The 24,627-nt window shown below is 66.7% G+C and carries 26 protein-coding genes; 6 read left to right on the top strand and 20 right to left on the bottom strand.

Annotated elements, in window-relative coordinates:
- Positions 1 to 21: 21 nt before the first annotated feature.
- From AC1RL8_RS23880 to sucC, 10 genes are all read right to left on the bottom strand, one after another.
- Positions 22 to 1,392: a sulfatase-like hydrolase/transferase gene (locus tag AC1RL8_RS23880; protein WP_492687061.1), complete on the bottom strand. Its 1,371-nt coding sequence runs from the start codon at positions 1,390 to 1,392 to the stop codon at positions 22 to 24.
- A 44-nt stretch (positions 1,393 to 1,436) separates the two neighbouring features.
- Positions 1,437 to 2,618: a serine hydrolase domain-containing protein gene (locus AC1RL8_RS23875; RefSeq protein ID WP_492687062.1), complete on the bottom strand. Its 1,182-nt coding sequence runs from the start codon at positions 2,616 to 2,618 to the stop codon at positions 1,437 to 1,439.
- 25 nt (positions 2,619 to 2,643) lie between these two features.
- Positions 2,644 to 3,183, bottom strand: coding sequence for a pilin (locus tag AC1RL8_RS23870; RefSeq protein ID WP_492687063.1), 540 nt, complete (start codon positions 3,181 to 3,183; stop codon positions 2,644 to 2,646).
- Positions 3,184 to 3,384: 201 nt separating this feature from the next.
- On the bottom strand, positions 3,385 to 4,188 hold the full coding sequence (locus AC1RL8_RS23865; protein ID WP_492687096.1) for a 3',5'-cyclic-nucleotide phosphodiesterase: 804 nt from the start codon (positions 4,186 to 4,188) through the stop codon (positions 3,385 to 3,387).
- 29 nt (positions 4,189 to 4,217) lie between these two features.
- The gene (locus tag AC1RL8_RS23860; protein ID WP_492687064.1) at positions 4,218 to 6,476 is read right to left on the bottom strand and encodes a CHASE2 domain-containing protein; all 2,259 of its coding nucleotides are present in this window, start codon (positions 6,474 to 6,476) and stop codon (positions 4,218 to 4,220) included.
- Between the two features lie 72 nt (positions 6,477 to 6,548).
- Positions 6,549 to 7,199, bottom strand: coding sequence for an FHA domain-containing protein (locus AC1RL8_RS23855; RefSeq protein ID WP_095747310.1), 651 nt, complete (start codon positions 7,197 to 7,199; stop codon positions 6,549 to 6,551).
- A gap of 73 nt (positions 7,200 to 7,272) precedes the next feature.
- The gene (locus tag AC1RL8_RS23850; protein ID WP_070063289.1) at positions 7,273 to 8,082 is read right to left on the bottom strand and encodes a Stp1/IreP family PP2C-type Ser/Thr phosphatase; all 810 of its coding nucleotides are present in this window, start codon (positions 8,080 to 8,082) and stop codon (positions 7,273 to 7,275) included.
- A gap of 28 nt (positions 8,083 to 8,110) precedes the next feature.
- Positions 8,111 to 8,794 carry a TerC family protein gene (locus tag AC1RL8_RS23845; RefSeq protein ID WP_492687065.1) on the bottom strand — a complete coding sequence of 228 codons (684 nt, stop codon included), beginning with the start codon at positions 8,792 to 8,794 and terminating at the stop codon, positions 8,111 to 8,113.
- 116 nt (positions 8,795 to 8,910) lie between these two features.
- Positions 8,911 to 9,804: a succinate--CoA ligase subunit alpha gene (gene sucD / locus AC1RL8_RS23840; protein ID WP_056575184.1), complete on the bottom strand. Its 894-nt coding sequence runs from the start codon at positions 9,802 to 9,804 to the stop codon at positions 8,911 to 8,913.
- A 10-nt stretch (positions 9,805 to 9,814) separates the two neighbouring features.
- The gene (sucC, locus tag AC1RL8_RS23835) at positions 9,815 to 10,981 is read right to left on the bottom strand and encodes an ADP-forming succinate--CoA ligase subunit beta (RefSeq protein WP_062475330.1); all 1,167 of its coding nucleotides are present in this window, start codon (positions 10,979 to 10,981) and stop codon (positions 9,815 to 9,817) included.
- A 207-nt stretch (positions 10,982 to 11,188) separates the two neighbouring features.
- Here sucC and argC point away from each other — a divergent pair, with 207 nt between their 5' ends.
- The gene (gene argC / locus AC1RL8_RS23830) at positions 11,189 to 12,112 is read left to right on the top strand and encodes an N-acetyl-gamma-glutamyl-phosphate reductase (RefSeq protein ID WP_307637719.1); all 924 of its coding nucleotides are present in this window, start codon (positions 11,189 to 11,191) and stop codon (positions 12,110 to 12,112) included.
- A gap of 62 nt (positions 12,113 to 12,174) precedes the next feature.
- Here argC and scpC read toward each other — a convergent pair whose 3' ends face one another.
- The 3 genes from scpC to AC1RL8_RS23815 form a co-directional block, all read right to left on the bottom strand.
- Positions 12,175 to 13,674, bottom strand: coding sequence for a succinyl-CoA:acetate CoA-transferase ScpC (scpC, locus tag AC1RL8_RS23825; RefSeq protein ID WP_492687066.1), 1,500 nt, complete (start codon positions 13,672 to 13,674; stop codon positions 12,175 to 12,177).
- A gap of 68 nt (positions 13,675 to 13,742) precedes the next feature.
- On the bottom strand, positions 13,743 to 14,693 hold the full coding sequence (locus AC1RL8_RS23820; protein WP_492687067.1) for a bestrophin family protein: 951 nt from the start codon (positions 14,691 to 14,693) through the stop codon (positions 13,743 to 13,745).
- Positions 14,694 to 14,826: 133 nt separating this feature from the next.
- On the bottom strand, positions 14,827 to 15,549 hold the full coding sequence (locus tag AC1RL8_RS23815; RefSeq protein WP_159274160.1) for a hypothetical protein: 723 nt from the start codon (positions 15,547 to 15,549) through the stop codon (positions 14,827 to 14,829).
- Positions 15,550 to 15,663: 114 nt separating this feature from the next.
- On the opposite strand from AC1RL8_RS23815, the gene yiaA reads away from it, so the two are divergent.
- Positions 15,664 to 16,104, top strand: a complete 441-nt coding sequence (gene yiaA, locus AC1RL8_RS23810; RefSeq protein ID WP_492687068.1) for an inner membrane protein YiaA — start codon at positions 15,664 to 15,666, stop codon at positions 16,102 to 16,104.
- A gap of 12 nt (positions 16,105 to 16,116) precedes the next feature.
- On the opposite strand, the gene AC1RL8_RS23805 is transcribed toward yiaA, so the two are convergent.
- From AC1RL8_RS23805 to recA, 3 genes are read right to left on the bottom strand one after another with little or no spacing between them, the layout of a single operon-like run.
- Positions 16,117 to 16,560, bottom strand: a complete 444-nt coding sequence (locus tag AC1RL8_RS23805) for an SRPBCC family protein (protein ID WP_492687069.1) — start codon at positions 16,558 to 16,560, stop codon at positions 16,117 to 16,119.
- On the bottom strand, positions 16,529 to 17,002 hold the full coding sequence (recX, locus tag AC1RL8_RS23800; protein ID WP_492687070.1) for a recombination regulator RecX: 474 nt from the start codon (positions 17,000 to 17,002) through the stop codon (positions 16,529 to 16,531). The genes AC1RL8_RS23805 and recX overlap by 32 nt, the downstream gene beginning before the upstream one ends.
- A gap of 58 nt (positions 17,003 to 17,060) precedes the next feature.
- Positions 17,061 to 18,170, bottom strand: a complete 1,110-nt coding sequence (recA, locus tag AC1RL8_RS23795) for a recombinase RecA (RefSeq protein WP_062482792.1) — start codon at positions 18,168 to 18,170, stop codon at positions 17,061 to 17,063.
- A 146-nt stretch (positions 18,171 to 18,316) separates the two neighbouring features.
- On the opposite strand from recA, the gene AC1RL8_RS23790 reads away from it, so the two are divergent.
- Positions 18,317 to 18,802 carry a MarR family winged helix-turn-helix transcriptional regulator gene (locus tag AC1RL8_RS23790; RefSeq protein WP_062482795.1) on the top strand — a complete coding sequence of 162 codons (486 nt, stop codon included), beginning with the start codon at positions 18,317 to 18,319 and terminating at the stop codon, positions 18,800 to 18,802.
- A gap of 62 nt (positions 18,803 to 18,864) precedes the next feature.
- Entirely contained in the window at positions 18,865 to 19,539 is a 675-nt protein-coding gene (locus AC1RL8_RS23785; protein WP_056575150.1) for a response regulator transcription factor, read from the top strand.
- Between the two features lie 26 nt (positions 19,540 to 19,565).
- Here AC1RL8_RS23785 and AC1RL8_RS23780 read toward each other — a convergent pair whose 3' ends face one another.
- On the bottom strand, positions 19,566 to 20,555 hold the full coding sequence (locus AC1RL8_RS23780) for a hypothetical protein (RefSeq protein WP_492687071.1): 990 nt from the start codon (positions 20,553 to 20,555) through the stop codon (positions 19,566 to 19,568).
- Between the two features lie 142 nt (positions 20,556 to 20,697).
- On the opposite strand from AC1RL8_RS23780, the gene AC1RL8_RS23775 reads away from it, so the two are divergent.
- Together AC1RL8_RS23775 and AC1RL8_RS23770 are read left to right on the top strand one after the other, a co-directional pair.
- On the top strand, positions 20,698 to 22,140 hold the full coding sequence (locus AC1RL8_RS23775; RefSeq protein ID WP_062480377.1) for a sensor histidine kinase: 1,443 nt from the start codon (positions 20,698 to 20,700) through the stop codon (positions 22,138 to 22,140).
- On the top strand, positions 22,137 to 22,862 hold the full coding sequence (locus tag AC1RL8_RS23770) for a HEAT repeat domain-containing protein (RefSeq protein WP_492687072.1): 726 nt from the start codon (positions 22,137 to 22,139) through the stop codon (positions 22,860 to 22,862). The genes AC1RL8_RS23775 and AC1RL8_RS23770 overlap by 4 nt, the downstream gene beginning before the upstream one ends.
- 5 nt (positions 22,863 to 22,867) lie before the next feature.
- Here AC1RL8_RS23770 and AC1RL8_RS23765 read toward each other — a convergent pair whose 3' ends face one another.
- Genes AC1RL8_RS23765 through AC1RL8_RS23755 form a run of 3 tightly spaced genes read right to left on the bottom strand, consistent with a single transcriptional unit; the run spans position 22,868 to position 24,623 of the window.
- A complete protein-coding gene (locus tag AC1RL8_RS23765) occupies positions 22,868 to 23,068 on the bottom strand; it encodes a sporulation protein (protein ID WP_492687073.1) in 201 nt (66 codons plus the stop codon).
- Between the two features lie 8 nt (positions 23,069 to 23,076).
- Entirely contained in the window at positions 23,077 to 23,892 is an 816-nt protein-coding gene (locus AC1RL8_RS23760; RefSeq protein ID WP_070063300.1) for a biotin--[acetyl-CoA-carboxylase] ligase, read from the bottom strand.
- 2 nt (positions 23,893 to 23,894) lie between these two features.
- On the bottom strand, positions 23,895 to 24,623 hold the full coding sequence (locus tag AC1RL8_RS23755; RefSeq protein WP_492687074.1) for an SET domain-containing protein: 729 nt from the start codon (positions 24,621 to 24,623) through the stop codon (positions 23,895 to 23,897).
- Positions 24,624 to 24,627: the final 4 nt, after the last annotated feature.

The following is a 24,627-nucleotide window of genomic DNA, read 5'->3' as shown; positions in this document are numbered from 1 at the left end:
GCTCAGCGGTGAATGAGTCCTTTAGTCAGCGCTGGGTTCTGTTGCCAATTGGCGCGGCACCCTGATGCTGACGTACGGCACGGCTGTCTCGTCGAACTGCTCTCGCGATTGAGCGTCGAAGAACTTGGGCGAGTGATCACCGACAAGAACTACCTGAAGACCAGGGATGGGGGCATGCTCCAATTGGGCTTTGAGCACGTGCATGAAGTCGTACAGCAGTGCAGCATGGGCACAACGCGCTCCATCGAGCTTGAGGAAAGGGCACACCTGATCTTTCACTTTCGGATTGCTAAGATCCGACTCGCGATAGGGTGTATGGGAATTGAGGGTCATCCAGTAGGTGAACTGCTTGCCGTTGCGTCGCAGGCTGTCTACTACGCGCGGAGCGATGCTGTAATCACAAACCCCAGGAATGTTGGCGCACATCGAACTCCCGAGCATCAACTGCTGCATGAAGTAGCTGTGCTCAAAGCCAATTTCTGGATACCACTGATCGCGGCGATACATCTTCGATGAAGCGCCATGAAACGCTTGCGTTTGCCAGCCTTGGCTTTGTAGTTGACGAGGAAGGCAGTCGTTGGCTTGAGGAACCACGTCAATCCGAAGCGTATGCGGGAACAGCCCACACAATTCCCGGAACTCGCCTTGCAGGGTTGCCCCCATGAACTCCAGCCTTCCACCTTCGTGTGCCCACGCGGGGGAGTTCCATAGGTCCTGCCAGAACTGGTTTTCTGCCTTGTCGTGGGCAAGCCCCCAGGACTCCACAACAATCACAAGCAGCTTGTCTGGAGGTACGTCATTGCCCAGCACCTTCTTGACGGCCGACCTGTCAGCGCCCAGCTTGACGAACTTGCCCAGGTCGTCCGCATATCCTTCCTCGTAGAAAGAAAAGGTGTCACGGAGGAATTGGCTGTCCAGCACCCACGAACCTGCCAGCTTGGTCGTGCGGACCCCATAGATCTTGCCTTCGCTGTGCTCAAAGCCATTGCGCGTCGGCCATAGCAGTGCAAGGCCGAGCAACGCGATCACCCAAAGCAGCATCCCATGGCCCGGGGACGCTCGCTGGTGGACCTGCACGCACAGTCCCCCCCATAGCAACAGGACAAACAGTCCCGCAATGCCGGCCATGATCCAGGTCACGTTCGTGTGCGGGATGTAGCTCAGCAAATCCAACACATCGGCATAGCTGGACGATAGATTGATTTGGGCGAATATGAACAGGAAATCTGCCGACCAAAGCAGCGCTAATCCAAGTGCGAAAAGCCAAGGCCGGCCACGAGTCAACGCGACCAGCACCAGAAATTCCGCCCAGAACCACGGCCTGTAGAGCTGGAGCCATTGCGCAGCCACCACGCCTGGCAGCATAGGCAGGAGCAGTGCAAGCAGTTGCATCAAGCCGACTGCCTTCACGATGAAAAGTGGGCGTCGTTGCATCCTCAATGGAAGCCTTTGAGAAAAGCCCGTTCGATAAATTCGGAAGCACGCAATGGCTGCCCGACGTCACCAGCGCCCAGCCACACAATGAAGTTCCCGGCGTCATCGGACAAGAAAAGAGCCGACATGCCGTACAGATAGCCTCGCTGTAGCCAGACCTGATGGTCACCGACACGGCGCCGCTCAAGAAATCCATCTTGGCAACTCTCGGGCACGGTTTCGTTGCAGGGGATGCTGGAGTCATGCATGCCGCGCGAACGGTCCAGCAGTGGGCGATTGTCAGCAATGAAGCGCGCCAGTCCTTCTGCACTGCCTGTCATGCCCATCGGAGCACGAAGCGCTTGCCAGTCGAAATGCTCGACAAACTCTGGCCCGTGCAACTCGTTGTGCATGAAGTTGTATGCGAGCGGCGAGTCCGCTTGGTCCATGTAGCCGATGCCGTATTGCGACAAGCGCATGTCCTGCTCGAGCGCGCTCCATAAGCTGCGGCCCGCGTGCCGTTCATAAGCGACTGCAGCCAAACAGTAGCCCAAGTTCGAATAGGCATGGCGAGAGCCCGGCGTGAATTGAAGCTGCGCCTGTGCCAGCTCTTGCACCTGGCCGGGACACCAAGGCTTCTTGTCGTTGATGACCATCGGGTCCTCGGCGCGCATGCGGTCGAAGCCGGCGGAATGATTCAGGAGATGGCGGACCTGTATCTGCGCAATGTGCGGGTCTCGAAAAGGAGGACCCAGGTCCAGCACGGCTGCCAGCGGCTGGTTCAGCCAATCTGCTTGACCATGGACCACGCCAAAGAAGGTGACGATCTTTGACAAGCTGGCCAAGCGAAAGCTGGAGCCAGTTGCCACGCGTTGGCTGATAAGGGGATAGCGCTCCCAACCGTTGACACATCCTGATCGACTACCAGCCTTGTCCACGAACACGAGTTGATTTGCCGGAGAGTCAAGCCGGGTGGGCAACTGGCGGGCCAACTCTTGAAGCCAACTGGGAGTATGGGCATCGCATCGAGTCGAAAGTGCGGACAAATGCCCTGTGATTGGATAAGCCCAGCGTCTGACCATGTTGCGATCTGTCTCCCATGCGAACCAGGGGAGAAAGATCGCACTGATGAGCACGACGTAAAGACAGATGCGAGTCTTTTTACGCATGACGTGAAAAGAGCGCCCTAAAGGGCGCTCTTTCATTTGCTAGATCGAAAGCGAGGTAGTGTTACGGAGTAGTGCCGCTGCCGCCACCGGTGCCGCCGCCGCTGGTAGCAGCCGTGCTGGACGAGCAGCCAGCGGGGCGGTACTTCGACTCAACGGTGGTCGAGCAAGACCACGTGCCCGAAGCAGAGAGGCGCGTCCAGGTCAGCGTCTTCCCGGTGATTGCCGCAGCTGCATTGCCGCCAAAAGTGGCCACGAGTGCACCGTTGTTCGTGGCAGTGCCAAGGTCGGCGGTAAGGCCCGTGCTAATCGTGACTGCGGCGCCCAGCAGATTGCTCGCGGTCGAGCCTAGATTGCACTGGACATTGGTAGGTGTTGCGGTCGAGAGAACAGGCGTGAGCTTGCCATCAAGAATGCAAGCCTCTGCCGCAGTGCGCAGCGAGGCGACTTCAGACATGACGCGCGCAACTTGCGATTTGGCAACGTACGTCTGGTACTGCGGAATGGCAATGGCAGCCAAGATACCAATGATCGCCACAACGATCATCAGTTCGATCAGGGTGAAACCCTTTTGCACATTGCGTGCGATAGAACGACGGTTCATTCATTAACTCCAGGTTGGTTTGTAGAGCCCGGGAACCAGCCCGGAGCGAGGAACCTTCCGCAGCATCCGTGCCACCCGGTTTCCCCACTCTGCAACCCTCGATCGGGCCGTCTTTGGTCACAAGATGGTTACATGATGTGACATAACTCGCACTCAGATGCCAATTGTGTCGACAAATTTGTCATGCCCGACCGGGCCCTGTCAGAAGGTCAGCACCCCGTTCGCCTTGAGCCAGCGAATGTCCCGCTGCGCCAACCCTGCCACCTCCCGCCCCGCCAGCATCTCGATCTGGCTCATGATTTCTTCGGTCTCTGCGGGCTTGGTGTGGGTGATGTAGATCGGGTATTGCTTGCCCGGGTCGATCTGCGCCAGCTCGTGCGCCAGCGCCACCGGGGACAGGTGCAGGCTGCGCTCGGCCAGCGCCTCCTCGCGGGAGCTGAAAGCCGTCTCGATGACCAGCATCGCGACGTCGATCGCGTTGATGCGCTCCCAGAAGGGCGGATTGCGTTCTGTGTCGCCGCTGAAAACCCAGTGGGCGCCGCCTTCGGCCCGGCGGATGGCGAAGCCGCAGGCCGGCACGGTGTGGACGGCCGGCAGCACCTCGATCAGCTTGGGAGCGTCGCTGCCCAGCTCGAGGCGTTGCCCGACCGCGATCTCGTGAAAGCTCACGAACGGCGATTCGGGGCTGGGAATGCGTTCGAAATTCGGCCAGATGACGTTGTTGAACACATGCGCCCGCAGCGCGTCGATGGTGGCCGCCAGAGCATGCACGCGCAGGGGCCGGGTGCGGCGGCTGCCGACGGCGTCGAGCATCAGGGGCAGGGCGGCGATGTGGTCGAGGTGCGAGTGGGTGAGCACCACGTCGTCGATGGCGGCCATCTCGTCGAGGGTGAGGTCGCCGACGCCCGTGCCGGCGTCCACGAGCAGGTCCGCATCGACCAGGAACGAGGTGGTGCGGCAGTCCTTGGCGATGGCGCCCGAGCAACCCAGCACGCGAACCTGCATTGTGGAAGACCCCTTGTATGCGTCTGTCGTCATTTGGTGTCGAACCGGGTGGCGCCGTCCCAGTCCGGGTCTTGCGGGCGAAGCGCCATCGAGGCTAAACGCTGAGCGTAGAGCTGGTAAAGGACTTTTTTCGCATCCGCGGCGAGCAGGGGAGCCAGCAAGTTCCGGCCCAGCGCCCAATCCTGGCGGCGGTAGGCGGCGAGCACCTGGCTCCAGCGGTCGAGTTGCTGCCGTGTGTCCTGCGCCTCGGCTGTGGCTTCCGGCGCGAGCGGGGTGTAGATGGCGACGGCCTGGGCCTTGCCCTTGACGCGCACGCTGTCGAGTTCCTGCCAGACGAACCCGGGCGCCGCCTCGCGGGTGGCGCCGCTGGCCACGATCTCGACCCCGTAGTGTCCGCTCAGGCCCTCCAGCCGGGACGCGAGATTGACCGCGTCGCCGACCACGGTATAGCTGCGGCGCGCGGTCGAGCCCATGTCGCCGACGCTCATGAGGCCGCTGTTCAGGCCGATGCCCGCGCTGATTTCGGGGCGGCCGTTGGCGCGGTGCTGGCGGTTGATGTCGTGCACGGCGGCCGCCATGTCGATCGCCGCCTGCACGGCGAGCGCGGCATGGCCGGGCGTGTCGATGGGCGCGCCCCAGAAGGCCATGACGCAGTCGCCCATGTATTTGTCGACGGTGCCGCGGTGCGCGCTGATCACCTCGGTGAGCCGGCTGAAGACGGTGTTCAGGAAGGCCTGCAGCTCGGCCGGCGCCATCTGCTCGGACAGCCGGGTGAAGTCGCGCATGTCGCAGAACATCACGGTCATTTCCTTGCTCTCGGCGCGCATGCTGTAGCGGCCGGGGCGCACGAGCATTTCGTCGACCAACTGCGGCGGCACGTAGGTGCCGAAGAGCCGCACCAGCCCGCGCCGCGCGCGCGATTCGACGAAGTAGCCCCAGCTCATGTTGAGCGCGAAGGCCAGCGCCACCATGACGAGCGCCGACGCCAGCGGGAGCACGAGGCTGTGGCCGACGTAGAGCCAGGTGTTCAGGCCAACCAGCGCGGCGACCACGCCCGCGCCGAGCAGCACGGCGCGCGATGCGGACAGCAGCGACAGTCCGAACGCGAGCAGCAGCCCCGCTGCCAGCACGGTCAGCACTTCATATCCCGGCGCGTAGTCGGGCACGGCCAGCAGGCGCCGGTCGAGCAAGCCCGAGACGATGTTGGCGTGCACTTCGACGCCCGGAAACGCGGCACCGACCGGGGTGGCGCGCAGGTCCTGCAGGCCGGGCGCGGTGGCGCCGAGCAGCACGATCTTGTCCTTCAATTCGCCCGGCGCCAGTCGGCCCTCGAGGACGTCGGCGGCGGCCACGTAGCGGAACGACCCTGCGCGCGGCCCGCCAGGGCCGCGAAATGGCACCTGCAGGCTGGCACTCTGGTCGACCGGGATGCGCAGCGACCCCAGCACCAGCGCCTGCAGGCGCGGAAAGTTGCCGTCGCCGGCCACGAGCGCCGGCCGCACGGGCGGCGAGCCGTTCGCCAGCCGGTACACCGCCAGCGCCAGCGACTCGTAGTGCCCGGGCGATGCATGCTCGCCTTCGTAGCGGGCGATGAGCGGCACGCTGCGGATCACGCCGTCGTCGCTGCCGTCACCGACCAGGGTATTCAGGAACCCCGCGACCGGCGCCGCGCGCCCCAGCACCGGCAGGCTGGCGCCAAAGCCGTTCCAGAGCGTGACGAAGGAAGCATGGGGCGGAAAGGCGTCGGGTGGCAGCACGGGCGTCGCCGGCAGCAGCCCCTTGGCGCTGGGCTGTTCGGTGCGGGTGAAGTAGTAGCCGAGCGCCACGGGCTGGCCGCGCAGGGCCTGAGCCAGTGTGGCGTCGTGGTCGAGGGTGGGCGCGAGCTGGTCGATCTCGGCGGCGAGGCCCTGCACGCCGCTCAATGGCCCGGCTGCGATCTCCTTCAGGCGCCCGAGGCCGGAGCTGCGATCGGGCTCGAGAAACATCACGTCGAAGCCGAGCACGGCCACGTGCTGGCGGGCCAGCAGTTCTGTCGTGAGGCTGGCGATCTTGTCGCGCGGCCAGGGCCACTGGCCCTCGCGCGCCAGGCTGGCGTCGTCGACATCGACGATCACGACCCGCGTGTCGGGCGTGCCCGGCATGGTGGCGCGCAGGCGGGCGTCGTAGATCAGGTGGTCCAGGTGCTCAATCACGCCCAGCCGCCAAACGCCGGTGGCATGGAGCAGCGCCAGCAGCACCGGCAGCAGCGTGATGGCGATGCGCGGCCAGTGCCGCCGCAATGCGCTCATGGCTGGTCAGCCTTGGACAACGGATGCCTGCCGGCGAGAAAACGGGGAACGGAGCAGGGCGTCCGGGCCGGCTCAGATCCGGACGAACTGCATGCGCGAGGCGCCGCCGAGTTCGAGCACGTCGCCTTCCTGCAGCGCGACGGCCTCGGCGCCCAGCGGGGCGCCGTTGAGCGTGACGCTGCCGACGACGGTGGCCGCCACGTAGCCCTGGCGGCGGCGGGTGACGACGGCCACGGCGACGCCGGGCTTGCCGATGGTGGTGACCACCTTCTGCAGCGGGACGTCCTGGCCTTCGTTGGCGCCCGAGAGCACGCGCAGCACGGGCACGCCCAACTCGACCAGCGCACCCGATTCGGTGGGTGCCGACGAGAGCGGCATCGGCGCCGAATACTCGGAGAGCGAGGCCCGCACGGAGCCGGGGCCGGCCATGAGGTTGCTGTGCGAGCGGAAATGAATGCGGCAGCCGCCGACCTCGATGACGTCGTTGTCCTGGAGCGCCTGCTTCTGGACGGCCAGCGCATTGACGTAGGTGCCGTTGGTGCTGTTGAGATCTTCAATTTCGACTTCGCCGCCGCTCATGTGCAGCACGGCATGCTCGCCGCTGACGGCGAGATTGTCGATCACGATGTCGTTGTAGGCGCGCCGGCCCAACGTCGTGCGGTTCTTGGCGAGCGCCACTTGGCCGATGACGACGCCATCGACCGAAATGATCATCTTCGGCATGGCCGATTACTCCCCGTTTGCAAAGATCCAGCACCGTCAGGCGGCGCAAACGGTCCGCCGCCTGGGTTGGCTGCTACATGGCCCCGCGGGTCGCTTCGCTGACGCCCGCCTTGGCCAGAACAACTGAAATGTTATCCCGTCCGCCATTGTCGTTTGAAATTGCAACCAAAAGTGAAGCCATCTCCTTCAGCCCCAGATCACGGCTCAAAAGCGTGAAAAGCTGCGCATCCGGCACCATCTCGCTGAGCCCGTCGGAGCACAGCATGTACAGGTCGCCCGGCCTGGCGCTGTGCTCGTGCATCTCCAGCAACACCTGGGCTTCCACGCCCACGGCCCGCGTCACGAGGTTGCGGGTGGGGGAGTTCAGGGCTTCTTCGGGCGTGATGGCGCCCGCGTCGAGCTGCTGCTGGCGCAGCGAATGGTCGCGCGTGAGCTGCTCCAGCTTGTTGTTGCGCAGGCGGTAGCAGCGCGAATCGCCGATGTGGCCGACCACCACGCGCTGCGGGCGGAATGCCGCCAGCACCAGGGTCGTGCCCATGCCTCGCAGTTCTTCGTGGGTGATGCCCGCCTGGAGGATGGCGCCGTTGGCCTCGTCGGTGGCCGCCTGCAGCGCACGCCGGACCACGCGGGCGGGCGCCTGCATGCCGGCCTGGGCGAACCAGCGGCCGAAGCTCGCGTGCATCAGCGAAATGGCCATGGCACTGGCCACCTCGCCGCCCTTGTAGCCGCCCATGCCGTCGGCCAGCAGCGCCAGGCCGAGGGCCGGGTCGACATGCACCGCGTCTTCGTTGTGGGCGCGCAGGCGCCCGACATCGGTCAGCGCCGCAAACTCCCAGCTCAGCGCCGGTCGACTGGAGAAAAGGGAAACGCCAACACCTGCCATCGTTTGTCAGCGCTCGCTTTTTAAGGAATCAGTGCGCAGCAGCGCGTGCGCGCCGTTGCAGGAAGCGGCCCAGGGCCACGACGAGCACCGCGCCGGCGATCGCGCCCACGTAGTGCATCCAGGGGTTGGCCGCCAGCGCCTCATGCAGCGACACGTCGCTCACGATGGTCTCGCCGCCGACCCAGCCGATCAGCGCGGCACCCAGCATGACGATGATCGGGAAGCGTTCCATGAGCTTGATCATGAGCGTGCTGCCGAAAATCACCAAGGGGATGCTGATGGCCAAACCCAACACCAGCAGCACCATGCTGCCTTGCGCGGCGGCCGCCACGGCGATCACGTTGTCCAGGCTCATCACCAGGTCGGCCAGCAGGATGGTCCGCACGGCCGCGAACATGCTGCCGTACTCCTGGGAATCGCCGTCGCCTTCGTCTTCCTCGCTGAGCAGCTGCAGGCCGATCCACAGCAGCAGGGCGCCGCCGATGATCTGCAGGTAGGGCAGCGCCAACAGCTTGGCCGCCACCACCGTCAGCACGATGCGCAGCACGACGGCCGCGCCCGAGCCGAACAGCACGGCCTTTTTCTGTTGCGCGGGCGGCAGCGATCGCGCCGCCATGGCGATCACGACGGCGTTGTCGCCCGAGAGGATGATGTTGATCCAGACGATCTTGATCAGACCGATCCAGAAGTCCGTGCTTTGAAGAAGTTCCATGTCTCTGATTCCACTGTGTTGTAGTTAAAAAAGCGCCCGCAACTCAATGCGGGCGCTTTTTCATTTCTGCGTGGTAATGCGAGCGGCGGGAATGCCGCCAGCGGTGGGTGTGCTTTTTACAGCTTGCCCTTGAGCAGCTTGGCCAGCTCCGAGAAGTTGCGCGTCACGGTGAAACCGCACTCTTCCATGATGGCGAGCTTGGCTTCGGCCGTGTCGGCGCCGCCCGAGATCAGCGCGCCGGCGTGGCCCATGCGCTTGCCGGGAGGGGCTGTGACACCGGCGATGAAGCCGACGACCGGCTTCTTCATGTTGTCCTTGCACCAGCGGGCTGCGTCAGCCTCGTCGGGGCCGCCGATTTCGCCGATCATGATGACGGCGTCGGTGTCCGGATCGTCATTGAAGGCCTTCATCACGTCGATGTGCTTCAGGCCGTTGATCGGGTCGCCGCCGATGCCGACTGCCGACGATTGGCCCAGGCCGATTTCCGTCAGTTGAGCCACGGCTTCGTACGTCAGTGTGCCCGAGCGCGAGACCACGCCGATGCGGCCCTTGCGGTGGATGTGGCCGGGCATGATGCCGATCTTGATTTCGTCGGGCGTGATCAGGCCGGGGCAGTTCGGGCCCAGCAGCAGGGTCTTCTTGCCGCCGGCCGCTTCCTTGGCCTTCATCTTGTTGCGCACTTCGAGCATGTCGCGAACCGGAATGCCTTCGGTGATGCAGATCGCCATGTCCAGGTCGGCTTCGACAGCTTCCCAGATGGCGGCCGCGGCGCCTGCCGGCGGCACGTAGATCACCGACACGGTGGCGCCGGTCTGCGTGGCGGCTTCCTTCACCGAACCGAAGATCGGGATGTTGAAGATCGACTCGCCGGCCTTCTTCGGGTTCACGCCGGCCACGAAGGCATTCTTGCCGTTCGCGTATTCCTGGCACTTCTCGGTGTGGAACTGACCGGTCTTGCCGGTGATGCCTTGCGTGATGACTTTGGTGTCTTTGTTGATGTAGATCGACATGACTTGTTCCTTAGGCCTTCTTGACTGCTGCCACGACCTTCTGGGCCGCGTCCGCCATGGTGTCGGCGCTGATGATCGGCAGGCCCGACTCGGCCAGCAGCTTCTTGCCTTCGACTTCGTTGGTGCCCTTCATGCGCACGACCAGCGGCACTTGCAGGTTCACGGCCTTGCAGGCTGCGATCACGCCGGTGGCGATGGTGTCGCACTTCATGATGCCGCCGAAGATGTTCACGAGGATGGCTTCCACGTTCTTGTTCTTCAGCATGATCTTGAAGGCTTCCGTGACCTTCTCGGGGGTGGCACCGCCGCCCACGTCCAGGAAGTTGGCCGGCTCGCCGCCGAACAGCTTGATGGTGTCCATGGTGGCCATGGCCAGGCCGGCGCCGTTCACCAGGCAGCCGATGTTGCCGTCCAGCGAGATGTAGGCGAGGTCGAACTTCGAGGCTTCGACTTCGGCCGCGTCTTCTTCGTCCAGGTCGCGCAGGGCCACGATTTCGGGGTGGCGGAACAGCGCGTTGCTGTCGAAGTTGAACTTGGCGTCCAGGGCGACGACGTTGCCCTTGCTGTCACGGTTGAGCGGGTTGATCTCGACCAGCGAGGCGTCCGTCTCCATGTAGCAGGTGTAGAGCTTCTTCAGGATGTCGACCGTCTGGGCGGTCGAATCGGCCGGCATGCCGATGCCGTCGGCGATTTCCTTGGCTTGTGCGTCGGTCAGGCCGTCCTTGGGGTCGGCGTAGACCGTGATGATCTTCTCGGGGGTGGAATGGGCCACTTCCTCGATGTCCATGCCGCCTTCGCTCGAAGCGATGAACGCCACCTTCTGGGTGGCGCGGTCGGTCACGGCCGAAATGTAGTATTCCTTGTTGATGTCGGCGCCGTCTTCGATGTAGAGGCGACGCACCTTCTGGCCTTCAGGGCCGGTCTGGTGGGTCTTGAGCTGCATGCCGAGGATCTCGCCAGCCAGCTTCTTGACGTCTTCGATCGACTTGGCGACCTTGACGCCGCCGCCCTTGCCGCGGCCACCCGCGTGGATCTGGGCCTTGACGACCCAGACCGGGCCTCCAAGCTTCTGGGCGGCCTCGACCGCCTCCTGAACCGTATAGGCCGGGATGCCGCGCGGCACCGGCACGCCGAACTTGGCAAGGATTTCCTTGCCTTGGTACTCGTGAATCTTCATGAGGGATGTCTCTCGGAAGGAGGAGGTTGAGAACGGGAGATCGGGAGTGAGACTGTTGTTTCTGCTCTGTTGTTCGCGGGCGACGGCAGCCTGACGGCTGGGGGCGGCGAACAACCGCGGACTGTATCATGGTGCGCCGCACCAATACTTGATGTGCGGTTGCGGTCAATACGTACTTTCTTCTAGCCACCCTACGCATACTCCGATATGGCCAAGGTTTTCATCGACGGCGAAGCCGGCACCACCGGCCTGCAAATTCGCGAGCGGCTGCAGACGATGCCGCAGATCGAGCTCGTGAGCATCGCGCCCGAGCTGCGCAAGGACGTGGCCGCCAAGCGCGAGCTGATGGCCGGCGTCGACCTCGTGGTGCTGTGCCTGCACGACGACGCGGCACGCGAGTCGGTCGCGCTGATCGACCAGCTCCCGGGCCAAAAGCCCAAGATCATCGACGCCTCGACCGCCCACCGCATCGCACCGGGCTGGGTCTTCGGTTTCCCCGAACTCGTCGAAGGCCACTGGCAGGCCGTGGCCCAGGCCGACCGCGTCGGCAACCCCGGCTGCTACGCCACCGGCGCCATCGCCATGGTGCGCCCGCTGGTCGACGCGGGCCTGCTGCCGGCCGACTTCCCGGTGTCGCTGCCTTCGGTGAGCGGCTACTCCGGCGGCGGCCGGACCATGATCGAGGACTACGAGGGCGGCAAGGCGCCGCTGTTCGAGACCTACGCGCTGGGCCTGAAGCACAAGCACATCCCCGAAATCATGACCTACACCGGCCTCACGCGCCGCCCGGTCTTCATTCCGTCGGTGGGTAACTTCAAGCAAGGCATGCTGGTGCAGTTGCCGCTGCACCTCGACCTGCTGCCCGGCAAGCCGAAGGCCGGCGACCTGCAGGACGCCCTGGCCGCGCACTACGCCCGGAGCAACACGCCCGAGCAGTTCGTGAAGGTGCTGCCGCCGACCGACGACGGCAAGCTCGACGCGCTGGCGCTCAACGACACCAACCAGCTCGAGATCCGCGTGTTCCCGAACGAGGACCACCGCCACGCCGTGGTGATCGCGCGCCTGGACAACCTGGGCAAGGGCGCCAGCGGCGCCGCGGTGCAGAACCTCAAGCTGATGCTGGCGCTCTGAGCCCCCGCTTCAAGCGCTGACAAGAAGGAAAGGCCGGCCCGCAAGGACCGGCCTTTTTGCTTTCAGTCGACCCGCATCGTGCCCGTGTCGCGGTAGCGCACGTGCCATGAAAACGCCTCTTCCAGCCGGTGCGGCGTGTGGCCGCCGCAGGTCGCCACAGCACGCGTGTAGTAGTCCTGCAGCATCGCGCGGTACGGCTCGGCCGCGCAGTTGGCGATGATCGCCGCCGCCCGCTCGCGCGGTGCCAGCCCGCGCAGGTCGGCCAGGCCCACCTCGGTGACCAGGATGTCGACGTCCTGCGGCGCATGGTCGACGTGCGACACCATCGGCACGATGCTCGACACCGCGCCCTGCTTGGCGACCGACTTGGTCGCGAAGATCGACAGGTAGGCGTTGCGCGCGAAGTCGCCCGAACCGCCGATGCCGTTCATCATGTGCGTGCCCAGCACGTGGGTCGAATTCACGTTGCCGTAGATGTCGGCCTCCAGCGCCGTGTTCAGCGCGATGATGCCCAGGCGCCGGATGATCTCCGGGTGGTTGCTCACCTCCTGCGGCCGCAGCACCAGCCGGTCCTTGTAGCGCTCCAGGTCGCCGAACACCTGCCGCGCCTTCGCGGGCGATAGCGTGATCGACGAGCCCGAGGCGAAGTCCAGCTTGCCGGCGTCGAACAGGTCGAAGGTCGAGTCCTGCAGCACCTCCGAGTACATCGTGAGGTGCTCGAACGGCCCCGCGCCCAGCCCCGACATCACCGCGTTGGCGACCGTGCCGATGCCCGCCTGCAGCGGCAGCAGCCGCTCGGTGAGCCGACCCTGCGCCACCTCGTGCTCGAAAAACGCCACCAGGTGCGCCGCGATGGCCGCGGTCTCGGCATCGGCCGGCAGCACGGTGGAGGTGCTGTCGGCCTTGTCGGTGATGACGATGCCCAGGATCTTCTCGGGCGGGATCTCGATGGCGCTGACGCCGATGCGGTCGTGCGGCGCCACCAGCGGCATCGGCTCGCGCTGCGGGCGGTGCTTGGGAATGAAGATGTCGTGCAGCCCTTCGAGCGCGGTCGATTGCGAGGTGTTGATCTCGACGATCACCTTGTCGGCCAGGATCGCGAAGCTCGCGCTGTTGCCGATCGAGGTGCTCGGCACCAGCGCGCCGGTTTCGGTGATGGCCACGGCCTCGATGATCGCGATGTCGATCGGCGGGATCTGCCGCGTGCGCAGCATCTCGACCGTTTCCGACAGGTGGTGGTCGATGAACATCACCTCGCCGCGGTTGATCGCCTGGCGCAGCACGGTGTCGACCTGGAACGGCATGCGCCGGCTGATGGCGCCGGCCTCGGTCAGCTGGCGGTCCACGTCGCCGCCCAGCGAGGCGCCGGTCATCAGCGTGATCTTCATCGGCGCGCGGCGCGCGCGGGCCGCGAGCGCCAGCGGCACGGCCTTGGCGTCGCCGGCGCGCGTGAACCCGCTCATGCCGACCACCATGCCGTCGCGGATCCATTCGGCGGCGGCCTCGGCGGTGGTGATCCTGCTGCGCAGGGCGGGCAGGCGGATGCGGTCTTCGTGCGGCATGGGGGACAAAACGTCTTTCTTTCGTCAGGCAGGAAAAAGAAAAGCCGGCACCGCGCACGCGGCGGGTGTCAGCGCAGGAAGTAGTCGACCGGCACCAGCGGCGCCGGCGCCGGGGCGCCCACCGACTGGCACAGGTCGATCTCGAGCGTGCGGCACAGCGCCTCGAGCGGCAGGTCGTTGGACTCGGTGCCGAAGGGCTCCTCGATCTCGTCGCCGAGCGCGTCCAGGCCGAAGAAGGTGTAGGCCACGATCAGCACCACCACCGGCGTCATGAACCCGACCGAGTCCACCAGCCCGAAGGGCAGCAGGTAGCAATACAGGTACGCCGTGCGGTGCAGCAGCAGCGTGTACGAAAAGGGAATGGGCGTGCTGAGGATGCGCTCGCACGACGCGGCCGCCGCACTCAGCGCCGACAGCGTGCCGTCGACGCCCGCCGCCAGCGCCGGGTCGATGCGCCGCGCGCGCAGCGCTTCGCGCAGGTCGGCGCCCATGTGCATCAGCAGCGCATGCGGCCGGTTGGCGACCTGGGTCAGGCCCTGCCATTCCGTCTCGCGCAGGAAGGGTTGGGTGTCAGTTGCCGCGTCGGTGCCGCGCAGCTGGTGGCGCAGCGCATGGGCGAAGGCCGCGGCGCGCAGGGTCATGCGCACGCGCAGGTCGTCCAGGCGGCGGACGGTGTCGGCGCCGGCGTTCACCGGCGCATCGCCGTCGATGAGGCTCTGGCACTGGCGTGCCAGGTTGCGCGAACGCAGGATCACCTCGCCCCAGAGCTTGCGCGCCTCCCAGAAGCGGTCGTAGGCCGCGGTGTTGCGAAAGCCCAGGAAGATCGCCAGCGGCAAGCCGAGCAGCGCGAAGGGCACGGTGCCCAGCGGAATCTTGATGGAACCGAAGCGCCCGTGCAGCACCGTGACAACGATGGCCACGATCACGTTGAGCGTCAGCGCCGCGGCGATGCGCGGCAGGACGGAGCCCCGCCAGGACAGAAACAGCTTGAGCCCGGACGGGCGTTTCCGGACGATCATGGAAGCGGGGGGCAGGGGAAACAGGCAGGCATGGAGGCCGCGCACACCGCAAGGCCCGCGCGGGCGCTGATTGTCGCCGAGGCGTCAGCGCGAGGGCGGCGGGCCGCCCCAAGACCGACGAAGACGGTCGGGCTCAGCGCACGAGCCACAGCCCCACGCCCAGCAGGACGGCCTGCGCGGCCAGCGCGATGTAGAAGAGCTTGCGCGAGGGCGTCGCCATCTCCTGCAGCACCTCGTGGATGCGGCGCGTGAGCAGGGCGCGCAGGGCAGGGTCTTCGCCCGTCGCCGGTGTCGTCGCACCGTGCGCGGCACGTTCCTGCTGCCACTCGGCCAGCATGTCGCTCAGGGGCAGGCGGCCCAGCACGAAGCCGACCACCGCGCGCACGGCCCGGCCTTCGCCGAGCACCGGTGCGAGCTGCTGGCACAGGGCGTCGGGCGACAGCCAGTCGGCCACGCGCTGCAGGCCGCCGTGGGTGCGCGGCATGGCTTCGATGCGGCCCGCGATCGCGTCGCCCAGCCGCTGCGACACGGCCTCGCCGCGCGCCGCGACCAGGTGCTGCATCGCGCGGGCGCGGCCCCGCTGCACGCCGAGCAGGAAGTACACACCGACGAACAGCGACAGCAGCACGGCCACCAGCAGCGGCGGCGACATGATCAGCGCCAGGATGGCGCCCGCGCCACCGGCGCGCGCCGCCGGGATGCCCGGGCCCTGCAGCTGGCTCAGGTAGTAGAAGAACACGCCGCCGCCGAGAAACAGGCCGATCAGCGCGCCCTTGATGGCCGAGCCGGCGAAGGCGAAGCCGGCCTTGGCGCCGGTGCGAACGAGAGACTGCGGGTGGGCGGGTGGCGACGACATGAAGGGTTCCTCCGGTTTTTCTGGAAAGCCGCCTCCTGCGAGGCCGGTCGCTGGCGATCATGCCACCGCCTTCCCGCACCATAATCGCGCCACACAACAACGAGGAGGATCGTCATGGGAACCGTCAAGTTTCAGAAACCGACCGGCGCATTCGTCGCCGCATCCTGGGCCGCGCTGATCATCGGCGCCATCGTGTACCTGCTCGGGCTGTGGAATGCCGCGATGCAGCTCAACGAGAAGGGCTACTACTTCACCATCCTCATGTACGGCCTGTTCTCCGCCGTGTCGCTGCAAAAGACGGTGCGCGACCGGCTCGAGGGCATCTCGGTCACCGGCATCTACTTCGGCCTGTGCTGGGTCTCGCTGCTGCTGTCGGTGGGCCTGCTGGCCGTGGGCCTGTTCAACGCCTCGCTGGCCGCGAGCGAGAAGGGCTTCTACGCCATGGCCTTCCTGCTGAGCCTGTTCGGCGCGGTGGCGGTGCAGAAGAACGTGCGCGACATCGCCGCGTACAAGGCCGAGAACCCGCTGGCCGACGACACCGCCGCCACCGAGTAAGCCAGGCCGGGCTCAGCCCGCCTCGAGCAGGCGGCGCAGGGCCTGCAGGTCGCGCGCGATCCATCCGGCATCGCGCGCAAAGGCCGCATCGTCCATGTGCGGCTGGCGCAGCAGCGTGAACTGCAGCTCGCACACGCCCGGCGCCACGCCGATCACGCGAAACGGCAGGTAGACCTCGGGCACACCTTCGGGCGCCACCCAGTGGTCGAGCACGCCCAGGTCGTTGGGCGGCGCAAAGCGCATGCGGGCCTCGCCGCTTTCGGGCGTGCGCACGATCCAGTGGTCGCCGTGCGGCACCAGCGCGCTCTTCGCGAGGCCGCTGGCCCAGTCGGGCAGCCGCTTCGGGTCGGACGCGAGCGCATAGGCGTCGCGCCATTCGCAGTGCACGCGCTGGGTGATGACGCGAGACAGGGCCGCGTCGCCTTCATTCGCCGGAGGGGTCGTCGCTTGTGTCATCGAAGTCGCTCCTGAGCACCTTGGACACGACGGCGCCCGAGAAACCGCGCGCCATCAGGAATCGCATCTGTTTCGCGCGCTCCTTCGCATCGGCGGGTGGCGCGTCGAAGCGGCGGCGCCACAGGGCCGTGGCGCGCTCGACTTCGGTCTCCTGCAAGCCGGCCACCGCCTGCGCGATGGCTTCGGGCGCGATGCCCTTGGCCTGCAGCTCCTGCTTCACGCGCAACGCGCCCGAACGGGCGGCGCGCTGGTGCAGCACCGAGGCGACGACGCGCGGCTCGCTGATGAAGTCCTTGGCGGCCAGCTCGTCGAGCGCCTGGGCCAGCGTGCCGGGCTCTTCCTCGTGCTTCGCGAGCTTGCGCTCCAGCTCCGCGCGCGAATGCTCGCGCTGGCTCAGGAGGCGCAGGGCGCGGCCTTTGAGGGAGGGGGCACTGAAGGCCATTCGGGGGTGGTGGGTCGCTCACGCCGCCCACGCAACACGCGAAGGCCGCTTATCGAACTTACTCCGCCGCCTTGTCGGCCTTCGATGCCTTGGCGGGCTTCTCGGCCTTCTCGGGTTCGCTGCCGGCGTCGGCCGCGAGCAGCGGAATGCCCAGCGATTCGCGCACCTTGTTCTCGATTTCGCGCGACAGGTCGGGGTTCTCGCGCAGGAACTCGCGGGCGTTGTCGCGGCCCTGGCCGATCTTCTCGCCGTTGTAGGCGTACCAGGCACCCGACTTGTCGATGATCTTGGCGTTCACGCCCATGTCGATGATCTCGCCCTCGCGGCTGATGCCTTCGCCGAACAGGATGTCGAACTCGGCCGTCTTGAACGGGGGCGACACCTTGTTCTTCACCACCTTCACCTTGGTTTCGTTGCCGATGGCCTCGTCGCCCTTCTTGATGGTGCCGATGCGGCGGATGTCCAGGCGCACCGAGGCGTAGAACTTCAGCGCATTGCCGCCGGTGGTGGTTTCGGGCGAGCCGAACATCACGCCGATCTTCATGCGGATCTGGTTGATGAAGATGACCATGCAGTTGGTCTTCTTGATCGTGGCCGTGAGCTTGCGCAGCGCCTGGCTCATGAGGCGGGCCTGCAGGCCGGGCAGCGAGTCGCCCATTTCGCCTTCGATTTCGGCCTTGGGCGTGAGCGCGGCGACCGAGTCGACCACGATCAGGTCGACGGCGCCCGAGCGCACCAGCGAGTCGACGATTTCCAGGGCCTGCTCGCCGGTGTCGGGCTGGCTGATCAGCAGGTCGGACAGGTTCACGCCGAGCTTCTGGGCGTACTGCACGTCGAGGGCGTGCTCGGCGTCGACGAAGGCGCAGGTGCCGGCCTGCTTCTGCATGGAGGCGATCACCTGCAGCGTGAGCGTGGTCTTGCCCGAGGATTCCGGGCCGTAGATTTCAACGACGCGGCCACGGGGCAGGCCGCCGACGCCCAGGGCGATGTCCAGGCCCAGCGAGCCGGTGGAGACCACCTGGATGTCTTCCAGCGCCTCGCCTTCGCCCAGGCGCATGATCGTGCCCTTGCCGAACTGCTTTTCGATCTGGGCCAGCGCGGCCTGCAGGGCCTTGGCCTTTTCACTGTTGGCGACCGAGATGCTTGCGCCCTTGACGACTGCGTCCATGTGGAAATCTCCTTGAATATCAACGGTTTGTGTCGGGATTCATCCATCTGCTTTTAACCACAGGCTGGATGCTTGAACAGTAGTGTAGGGGCTCATGGCGTTTCGCAAACCCACTTTAAAGTCAGTTTGCCTTACCATCTGAAGCCATGGCCGACCCCGCCTTTCCCACCGATCCCGACGCCTGGCGCCAGACCCACCTGGGCCGCCTGCTGGGCCATGCGATGCGCCGCTTCGACGAGCGCGTGCTGGCGCTCATGGCGCACGACATCGACGTGCCGCTGGCGCTGTCGAACCTCGCGGCGCGCGCGCAGGTGAGCGCGGCGCACATCCACATCACGCGGCACCTGGCACGCGAGGGCTCGCGCCTGACCGAGCTGGCCGAGCGAGCCGGCATGACCAAGCAGGCCATGGGCACGCTGGTCGACCAGTGCGAGGCCTGGGGGCTGGTCACGCGCGGGCCCGACCCGCTCGATGCGCGCGCGCGGCGCGTGCTGTTCACGGCCGACGGGCTGGCCTGGCTGGACGCCTTCCGCCGCGCCGTGACGCAGACCGAGCGCGAGTTCCGCGCCAGCGTGGGCGACGAGATCGCCACCGTGGTAACCATCGGACTCGAAGCCTATACAGCGGGCTAGACTCGCGTTGAGACAAATGTGAACTGCGCCGGCATGGCGCCTGAATCCGCCGGAGGTGGCTCATGCGAATACTGATTGCCGAAGACGACCAGGTGCTGGCCGATGCCCTGCTGCGCAGCCTGCGCACCTCGGGCGCGGCGGTCGATCACGTGGCCAACGGCTCGCAGGCCGACACCGCGCTCATGACCCACAGCGAGTTCGACCTGCTGATCCTCGACCTCGGGCTGCCCAGCCTGCACGGCATCGAGATCCTCAAGCGCCTGCGCGCGCGCGGCTCGCAGCTGCCGGTGCTGGTGCTCACGGCGGCCGACAGCGTGGAAGAGCGCGTCAAGGGCCTGGACCACGGCGCCGACGACTACATGGCCAAGCCCTTCAGCCTGCAGGAGCTCGAGGCGCGCGTGCGCGCCCTCACGCGGCGCGGCATGGGCGCCACCAGCAACGCGATCCGCCACGGCCCGCTGGTCTACGACCAGGCCGGCCGCGTGGCGACCATCGACGGCAAGATGATCGAGCTGTCGGCGCGCGAACTGGGCCTGCTCGAAGTGCTGCTGCAGCGCGCCGGCCGGCTGGTCAGTAAGGACCAGCTGGTGGACCGGCTGTGCGAATGGGGCGAAGAGGTGAGCATCAACGCCATCGAGGTCTACATCCACCGCCTGCGCAAGAAGATCGAGAAGGGACCGGTGCGCATCGCGACGGTGCGCGGGCTGGGCTACTGCCTCGAGAAGATTCCCGGTTGAGCGTGCCCCGCCCGCGCGCAATGCCGTCAGGGCTGCTTGCGCAGATTGACGAGCAGCGTGGCGCCGGTGTTCGAACGGATCAGGAACATGAGGCTGCGGAAGTAGCCGTTGCTGTCGTACACGCCCGCCGGCACCAGCCCGATGATGGCCGGCCCGGCATAGCTGCCGGTGGCGGCGGGGGTGAGCTTGCAGTCGTTGGTGCTGGCCGTGGCGGCATTCACGGCCTTCAGCGTGAGGCTGTACATGTTCTTGGCCGAGCCGGGCTGCGCCAGGGCGACAGTGCCCGAGAGCGTGCACTGGCCGATCTGCACGCCGCTCGTGCTGCCAGTGAACACGCCCTGGCCATCGACCTGCACCGTCACGCCCAGGCTCGGGCTGCTGTCGGTGTTGGACCACGTGCCGGTCATGCTCGCCTGCGACACCGCCAGCGCGTTCTCGATCGTGTAGGCCAGCGGGCCGACATCGGACGGCCTGCGGTTGTCGTAGGCGTAGGTGCCATCCACCGACTTCTTCGGCGTGAAGGTGCCCGAGCCCGTCACCGGATATGCGTTGGGCGGAACATACAACTCGGTGTCCGGGTTGAACGACCAGTCGAGCCCCGTGACCTTCAGCGAACCCCACATCGTGCCCCCGAGGAAGCTGCCCGCCAACGAACCGTTGGTGCCGACGAAGGCAATGCCTCGCACGCCCGCGTAGATGCCTTCGCTGTCATTGCCCACCGCGGCAGTGGAGCCGGGCTGCGGCGCACTCAGCGAGGGCGACGGCTCGGAGCCCGGCACAGCGGCGCGGTTCTCGGCCGGTGCGGGCGCGGGCGCGGGGGCCGGGGAGGGCGCGGGTGCGGGGGCCGGGGAGGGCGCGGGTGCGGGCGCCGGAACCGGTGCGATCGGCAGCATCGGCATGCCACCCCCGCCCCCGCCACCTCCACCGCCGCATGCAGTCACACCCACGCTGGCGGCCAACACGGTCGCGGCCATCCAGAGCGGCTTGGGGCAGCCGCCCACGGTCTTTTGCTTCATGATTTCTCCCTGATGTTTTTGAATTGCAGAAACTGCACGTCAAGGCTACAACCAGTCACACCTTGTCAATGAAACGTCACACCTGCGAATCGCAGTACTAGTTCACGCTCGCCCGCGTTCTTTCGTCTTGCCAGGAACTCCCTTGAAGCTCTTCCAGCGCGCCCAGCGCTCCCTGTTCGGCGAGATCCTCGACTGGATGCTCACGCCGCTGCTGCTGCTCGTGCCGGTGAGCATCGGCGTGACCTGGCTGGTGGCGCAGGGCATCGCCAACGCGCCCTTCGACCGCGCGCTGGAGCACAACGTGAAGGTGCTGGCCGAGCTGGTCACGGTGAAGCAGGGGCAGACGCACTTCGTGCTGTCGCAGTCGGCGCGCGAGATCCTGCGCGCCGACGACGCCGGCCACATCTACTACCAGCTGCTCGACGGCCACGGCACGCTGCTGCACGGCGAGCGCGACCTGCCGCAGCCCAACGTGGACGACCCGCCCGGCACCAACGTGGTCCTGCTGCACAACAGCACCGTGCACGGCCAGCCGGTGCGCGTGGCCTCGCTGTGGATTCCCAGCGGCAGCGAAGAAGTGCCGCCGTCGCTGCTGCAACTGGCCGAGACGCGCGAGAAGCAGGCGGTGCTCGCCACCGAGATCATCAAGGGCGTGCTGCTGCCGCAGTTCGCGATCCTGCCGCTGGCGGTGCTGCTGATCTGGCTGGCGCTGGTGCGCGGCATCAAGCCGCTGTCGGTGGTCGAGGCGCGCATCCGCGAGCGCCGCCCGGGCGACCTGAGCCCGCTCGACGAGTCCTCGGTGCCGCTCGAGGTCGTGCCACTGGTGTCGTCGGTGAACGAGCTGCTCGACAAGCTCAACGACTCCATCTTCACGCAGAAGCGCTTCCTGGCCGACGCCGCCCACCAGCTCAAAACGCCGCTCGCGGGCCTGCGCATGCAGGCCGACCTAGCGCAGCGCGAAGGCGCCAACGCCGACGAATTGAAGCAGTCGCTCAAGCAGATCGGCCGCGCCAGCGTGCGCGCCACGCACACGGTGAACCAGCTGCTGTCGCTGGCGCGCGCCGAGGGCACCAGCGCCATGACGCACTGCCAGCCTTGCGACCTCGCGCGGCTGACCATCGAGGTGGTGCGCGAGGCCGTGCCGCGCGCGATCGAGAAGCGCATCGACCTCGGTTACGACGGCGTCCAGGCCGGCGCACCCGGCGTGATGGTCGACGGCAACCCGACGCTGCTGAAAGAGCTGGTGCGCAACCTGGTCGACAACGCGCTCAACTACACGCCCTCGACGCCCGAACGCCCCGGCGTGGTCACGGCGCGCGTGCTGGCCGACCCCTTCGGTCACGTGCAGCTGGTGCAGGTGGAGGACAACGGCCCCGGCATCGCCGAGGCCGACCGCGAACTGGTGTTCGAGCCCTTCTACCGCGTGCTCGGCAACGAGGCCGACGGCTCCGGGCTGGGCCTGCCGATCGTGCGCGAGATCGCCAACCAGCACCGCGCGCGGGTCAAGCTCGAAGACGCGCACCCCGGCAAGCATCCGCCGGGCGCGCTCTTCACCGTGCGCTTCGAGGAGGCCCCGTCGGAATGAATCCGCTCGACACGCTGCGCCAACGCTTCCTGGAAATCCGCCTCGACACCGATGTGTCGGACATGTTCGACTTCGGCGCCGATCTGCTGGAACAGGATTCAGCCGAGGCGCTCGCCTTTCACTACACGCTGCTGCACGACACCGGCATGGACAGCGAGCTCTACGACTGGCTGTGTCGCAAGTTCGGCGAGCGCGGCGACGAAGCCGAAGACCACCTGCTCGCGCAGTTCGACCGCGAGCCCGACCCGGCGATGCAGGCCACGGTGCTGCAGCTGCTCGGCGGCTTCAAGTACCGCAAGGGCCGGCGCCTGAAAGAGACCGCGGCCCTCGCGCGCGCCGCGCTCGCGTCGCCGCACGACGAGCTGCGCTGCAAGGGGCTGTGGGTGATCGGCTGGCTCGGCGGCACGACCGACATCGCCAAGGTCGTGCCGCTGCTCACGCACGATGCCGTCGCCACGAACCGCCGATGGGCCGCGAGCGCGCTGATGCAGATCGTGTTCAACCGCCGCAGCGCTGCGCCCAAGGCGCTCGAGCCCTTGCGCCAGGCGCTCGACACCGAGACCGATCCGGTCGTGCTGGGCGGCATCCTGGTCGCGGTGCAGGAGATCGCGGGCAAGAAGTTCGGCCTGAGCTCGAGTTCACACGAGCCGCCCTCCGAAGAGAAACTGCAGGCCGCCTTGGCCAAGGCGCGGCGCATGTTCGCGCGCGCGGCTGCGGCCTGACTGGATCAGGGCGCGGGCGTGCCCAAAGGCTTGGCTTCCTTGCGGATCTGCAACCACTCGGGGTGGATCTGCCGCGCCATGCGCTGCGGCTCGCGCTCGTCGAGCGCCGCCGGCGCGAGCCCGAAGCCGGCCAGGTCGCCGCGCGTCCACAGCCAGTAGCCCGCGTTGGCGGCGAGCAGGGCGATGAGGACCAGGCGCAGCTTCATGCCCTCACTCAGAAAGACATGCCGCGCGGGCGCACGCTCACTTCGTCGCTCGAGATCAGTTGCAGGCCGGCGTCGGTGCGCACCTGCAGCTCACCGCCCCAGGCCACGCCTTCGCACAGGCCGGCGGTGCCGTCGCTGAGCGTCACCTCGCGCCCGCGCAGCACGTCGCGCGCCGCAAAGCGCTCGGCAAAAGGCGCGAAGCCGTTCGCCTCGAAGGCAAGCACGCTGCGCACCAGCGGCTCGGCCAGCGACAGCAGCACCTCGGGCGCGGACGCGTCGGGCTGCCACTGGCGCAGCCAGGCCGGCGGCGTGCGCATGCCGTCGCCCTCGCGCGGGCCGATGTTGATGCCGATGCCGACCACGAGGTAGCGCGCGGCATCGGGGCGCGCCGTCTGCGGCATCGCCGTTTCGATGAGGATGCCGACCAGCTTGCGGTCGTTCACCCAGATGTCGTTGGGCCACTTGAGGCCGACCTGGTGCGCGCCCGTCGGGTCGAGGCTTTCGGCCACGCTCACGCCCACGGCGAGCGACAGGCCCGACCAGTCGGCCGGCGCCAGCGGCATGCCGAGCGAAAAGGTGAGGGAGGCGGGCGCCTCGGGCTGCTGCGCGCTCTGCCAGGGGCGGCCGAGACGACCGCGCCCGGCCGTCTGGCGCTCGGCCACGAGCAGCACGGGGTCGGTGCGGCCGGCGCGCGCGCGGCGCATCAGCTCGGTGTTGGTGGAATCGATTTCGGCCACGGCCTCGACCGCGAAGCCGGGCAGCAGCGGCGCGACCGTCGCGGCGATCCGGTCTTCGAACCAGGCACTGGCCGGCGTCGTGGCCATCGTCAGTCTCCGGCGGCGGCCGGGGCGTCGCCCTTGGACTTCTTCTTGCCGTCGGCCTTTTTCTTGTCGGCCTTCTTGTCCGATTTTTTCTTCTCGGCTTTCTTTTCAGCCTTCTTCGCTTCCTTGGCCTCGGCCTTCTTCTTCTCGGCTTTTTTCTTGGCCTTCTTCTTTTTCTTCTTGTCTTTTTCCTCGTCCTCGTCCTTGGGCGTCAGCAGCGTGCCGCGGCACATCTCGGAGCCGCACCAGCACGGGAACTCGGACAGCAGCTTCTCGGTGTACGGCTCGTCGATGATCAGGCCGTAGTCGTAGTTCAGTTCCTCGCCGGCGGCGATGTTTCTCAGGGCCTTGATATAAACGCGCCCATCGACTTCGTCGGCCTCGCAGTTCGGCTCGCACGAGTGATTGATCCAGCGCGCGTCGTTGCCCTTCACATTGCCGTCGATCACGCGGCCGTCGTCGATGTGGAAGTAGAAGGTGTGGTTCGGCTGGGTCGGGTCGTGCGGGTGGCGGCGCAGCGCCTCTTTCCAGCTGATGACCTCGCCCTTGTATTCGATCAGCGTTTCACCTTCGGCCAGGTCCTGCAGGGCGAACACGCCGTTGCCGTGGACGTCCGAGCGGCGCATCTGGATGCGCCGGCCACCGGAGCGCGTGGCGGCGGACCGGGCCTCGGGCTCGGTCACGGGGACGGCTTCCTTGTCGCGGCCGGCGGAAAGTGGGGATTTGGAAGGCATCGCC

It is taken from the genome of Variovorax sp. GW822-FHT04E09 (assembly GCF_058800845.1).
This window is presented reverse-complemented; position numbering and strand designations above follow the sequence as displayed.

Coding starts and splice junctions, on each gene's coding strand:
- AC1RL8_RS23805 (WP_492687069.1), bottom strand. CDS start 16,560: ATGACACAAGCGACGACCCCTCCGGCGAATGAAGGCGACGCGGCCCTG.
- sucD (WP_056575184.1), bottom strand. CDS start 9,804: ATGTCGATCTACATCAACAAAGACACCAAAGTCATCACGCAAGGCATC.
- yiaA (WP_492687068.1), top strand. CDS start 15,664: ATGGGAACCGTCAAGTTTCAGAAACCGACCGGCGCATTCGTCGCCGCA.
- AC1RL8_RS23815 (WP_159274160.1), bottom strand. CDS start 15,549: ATGTCGTCGCCACCCGCCCACCCGCAGTCTCTCGTTCGCACCGGCGCC.
- AC1RL8_RS23765 (WP_492687073.1), bottom strand. CDS start 23,068: ATGAAGCTGCGCCTGGTCCTCATCGCCCTGCTCGCCGCCAACGCGGGC.
- AC1RL8_RS23870 (WP_492687063.1), bottom strand. CDS start 3,183: ATGAACCGTCGTTCTATCGCACGCAATGTGCAAAAGGGTTTCACCCTG.
- AC1RL8_RS23845 (WP_492687065.1), bottom strand. CDS start 8,794: ATGGAACTTCTTCAAAGCACGGACTTCTGGATCGGTCTGATCAAGATC.
- recA (WP_062482792.1), bottom strand. CDS start 18,170: ATGGACGCAGTCGTCAAGGGCGCAAGCATCTCGGTCGCCAACAGTGAA.
- AC1RL8_RS23760 (WP_070063300.1), bottom strand. CDS start 23,892: ATGGCCACGACGCCGGCCAGTGCCTGGTTCGAAGACCGGATCGCCGCG.
- AC1RL8_RS23860 (WP_492687064.1), bottom strand. CDS start 6,476: ATGAGCGCATTGCGGCGGCACTGGCCGCGCATCGCCATCACGCTGCTG.
- AC1RL8_RS23875 (WP_492687062.1), bottom strand. CDS start 2,618: ATGAAAGAGCGCCCTTTAGGGCGCTCTTTTCACGTCATGCGTAAAAAG.
- AC1RL8_RS23880 (WP_492687061.1), bottom strand. CDS start 1,392: ATGCAACTGCTTGCACTGCTCCTGCCTATGCTGCCAGGCGTGGTGGCT.
- AC1RL8_RS23790 (WP_062482795.1), top strand. CDS start 18,317: ATGGCCGACCCCGCCTTTCCCACCGATCCCGACGCCTGGCGCCAGACC.
- AC1RL8_RS23855 (WP_095747310.1), bottom strand. CDS start 7,199: ATGCCGAAGATGATCATTTCGGTCGATGGCGTCGTCATCGGCCAAGTG.
- recX (WP_492687070.1), bottom strand. CDS start 17,002: ATGGCCTTCAGTGCCCCCTCCCTCAAAGGCCGCGCCCTGCGCCTCCTG.
- scpC (WP_492687066.1), bottom strand. CDS start 13,674: ATGCCGCACGAAGACCGCATCCGCCTGCCCGCCCTGCGCAGCAGGATC.
- sucC (WP_062475330.1), bottom strand. CDS start 10,981: ATGAAGATTCACGAGTACCAAGGCAAGGAAATCCTTGCCAAGTTCGGC.
- AC1RL8_RS23865 (WP_492687096.1), bottom strand. CDS start 4,188: ATGCAGGTTCGCGTGCTGGGTTGCTCGGGCGCCATCGCCAAGGACTGC.
- AC1RL8_RS23820 (WP_492687067.1), bottom strand. CDS start 14,693: ATGATCGTCCGGAAACGCCCGTCCGGGCTCAAGCTGTTTCTGTCCTGG.
- AC1RL8_RS23850 (WP_070063289.1), bottom strand. CDS start 8,082: ATGGCAGGTGTTGGCGTTTCCCTTTTCTCCAGTCGACCGGCGCTGAGC.
- AC1RL8_RS23770 (WP_492687072.1), top strand. CDS start 22,137: ATGAATCCGCTCGACACGCTGCGCCAACGCTTCCTGGAAATCCGCCTC.
- AC1RL8_RS23755 (WP_492687074.1), bottom strand. CDS start 24,623: ATGCCTTCCAAATCCCCACTTTCCGCCGGCCGCGACAAGGAAGCCGTC.
- argC (WP_307637719.1), top strand. CDS start 11,189: ATGGCCAAGGTTTTCATCGACGGCGAAGCCGGCACCACCGGCCTGCAA.
- AC1RL8_RS23780 (WP_492687071.1), bottom strand. CDS start 20,555: ATGAAGCAAAAGACCGTGGGCGGCTGCCCCAAGCCGCTCTGGATGGCC.
- AC1RL8_RS23785 (WP_056575150.1), top strand. CDS start 18,865: ATGCGAATACTGATTGCCGAAGACGACCAGGTGCTGGCCGATGCCCTG.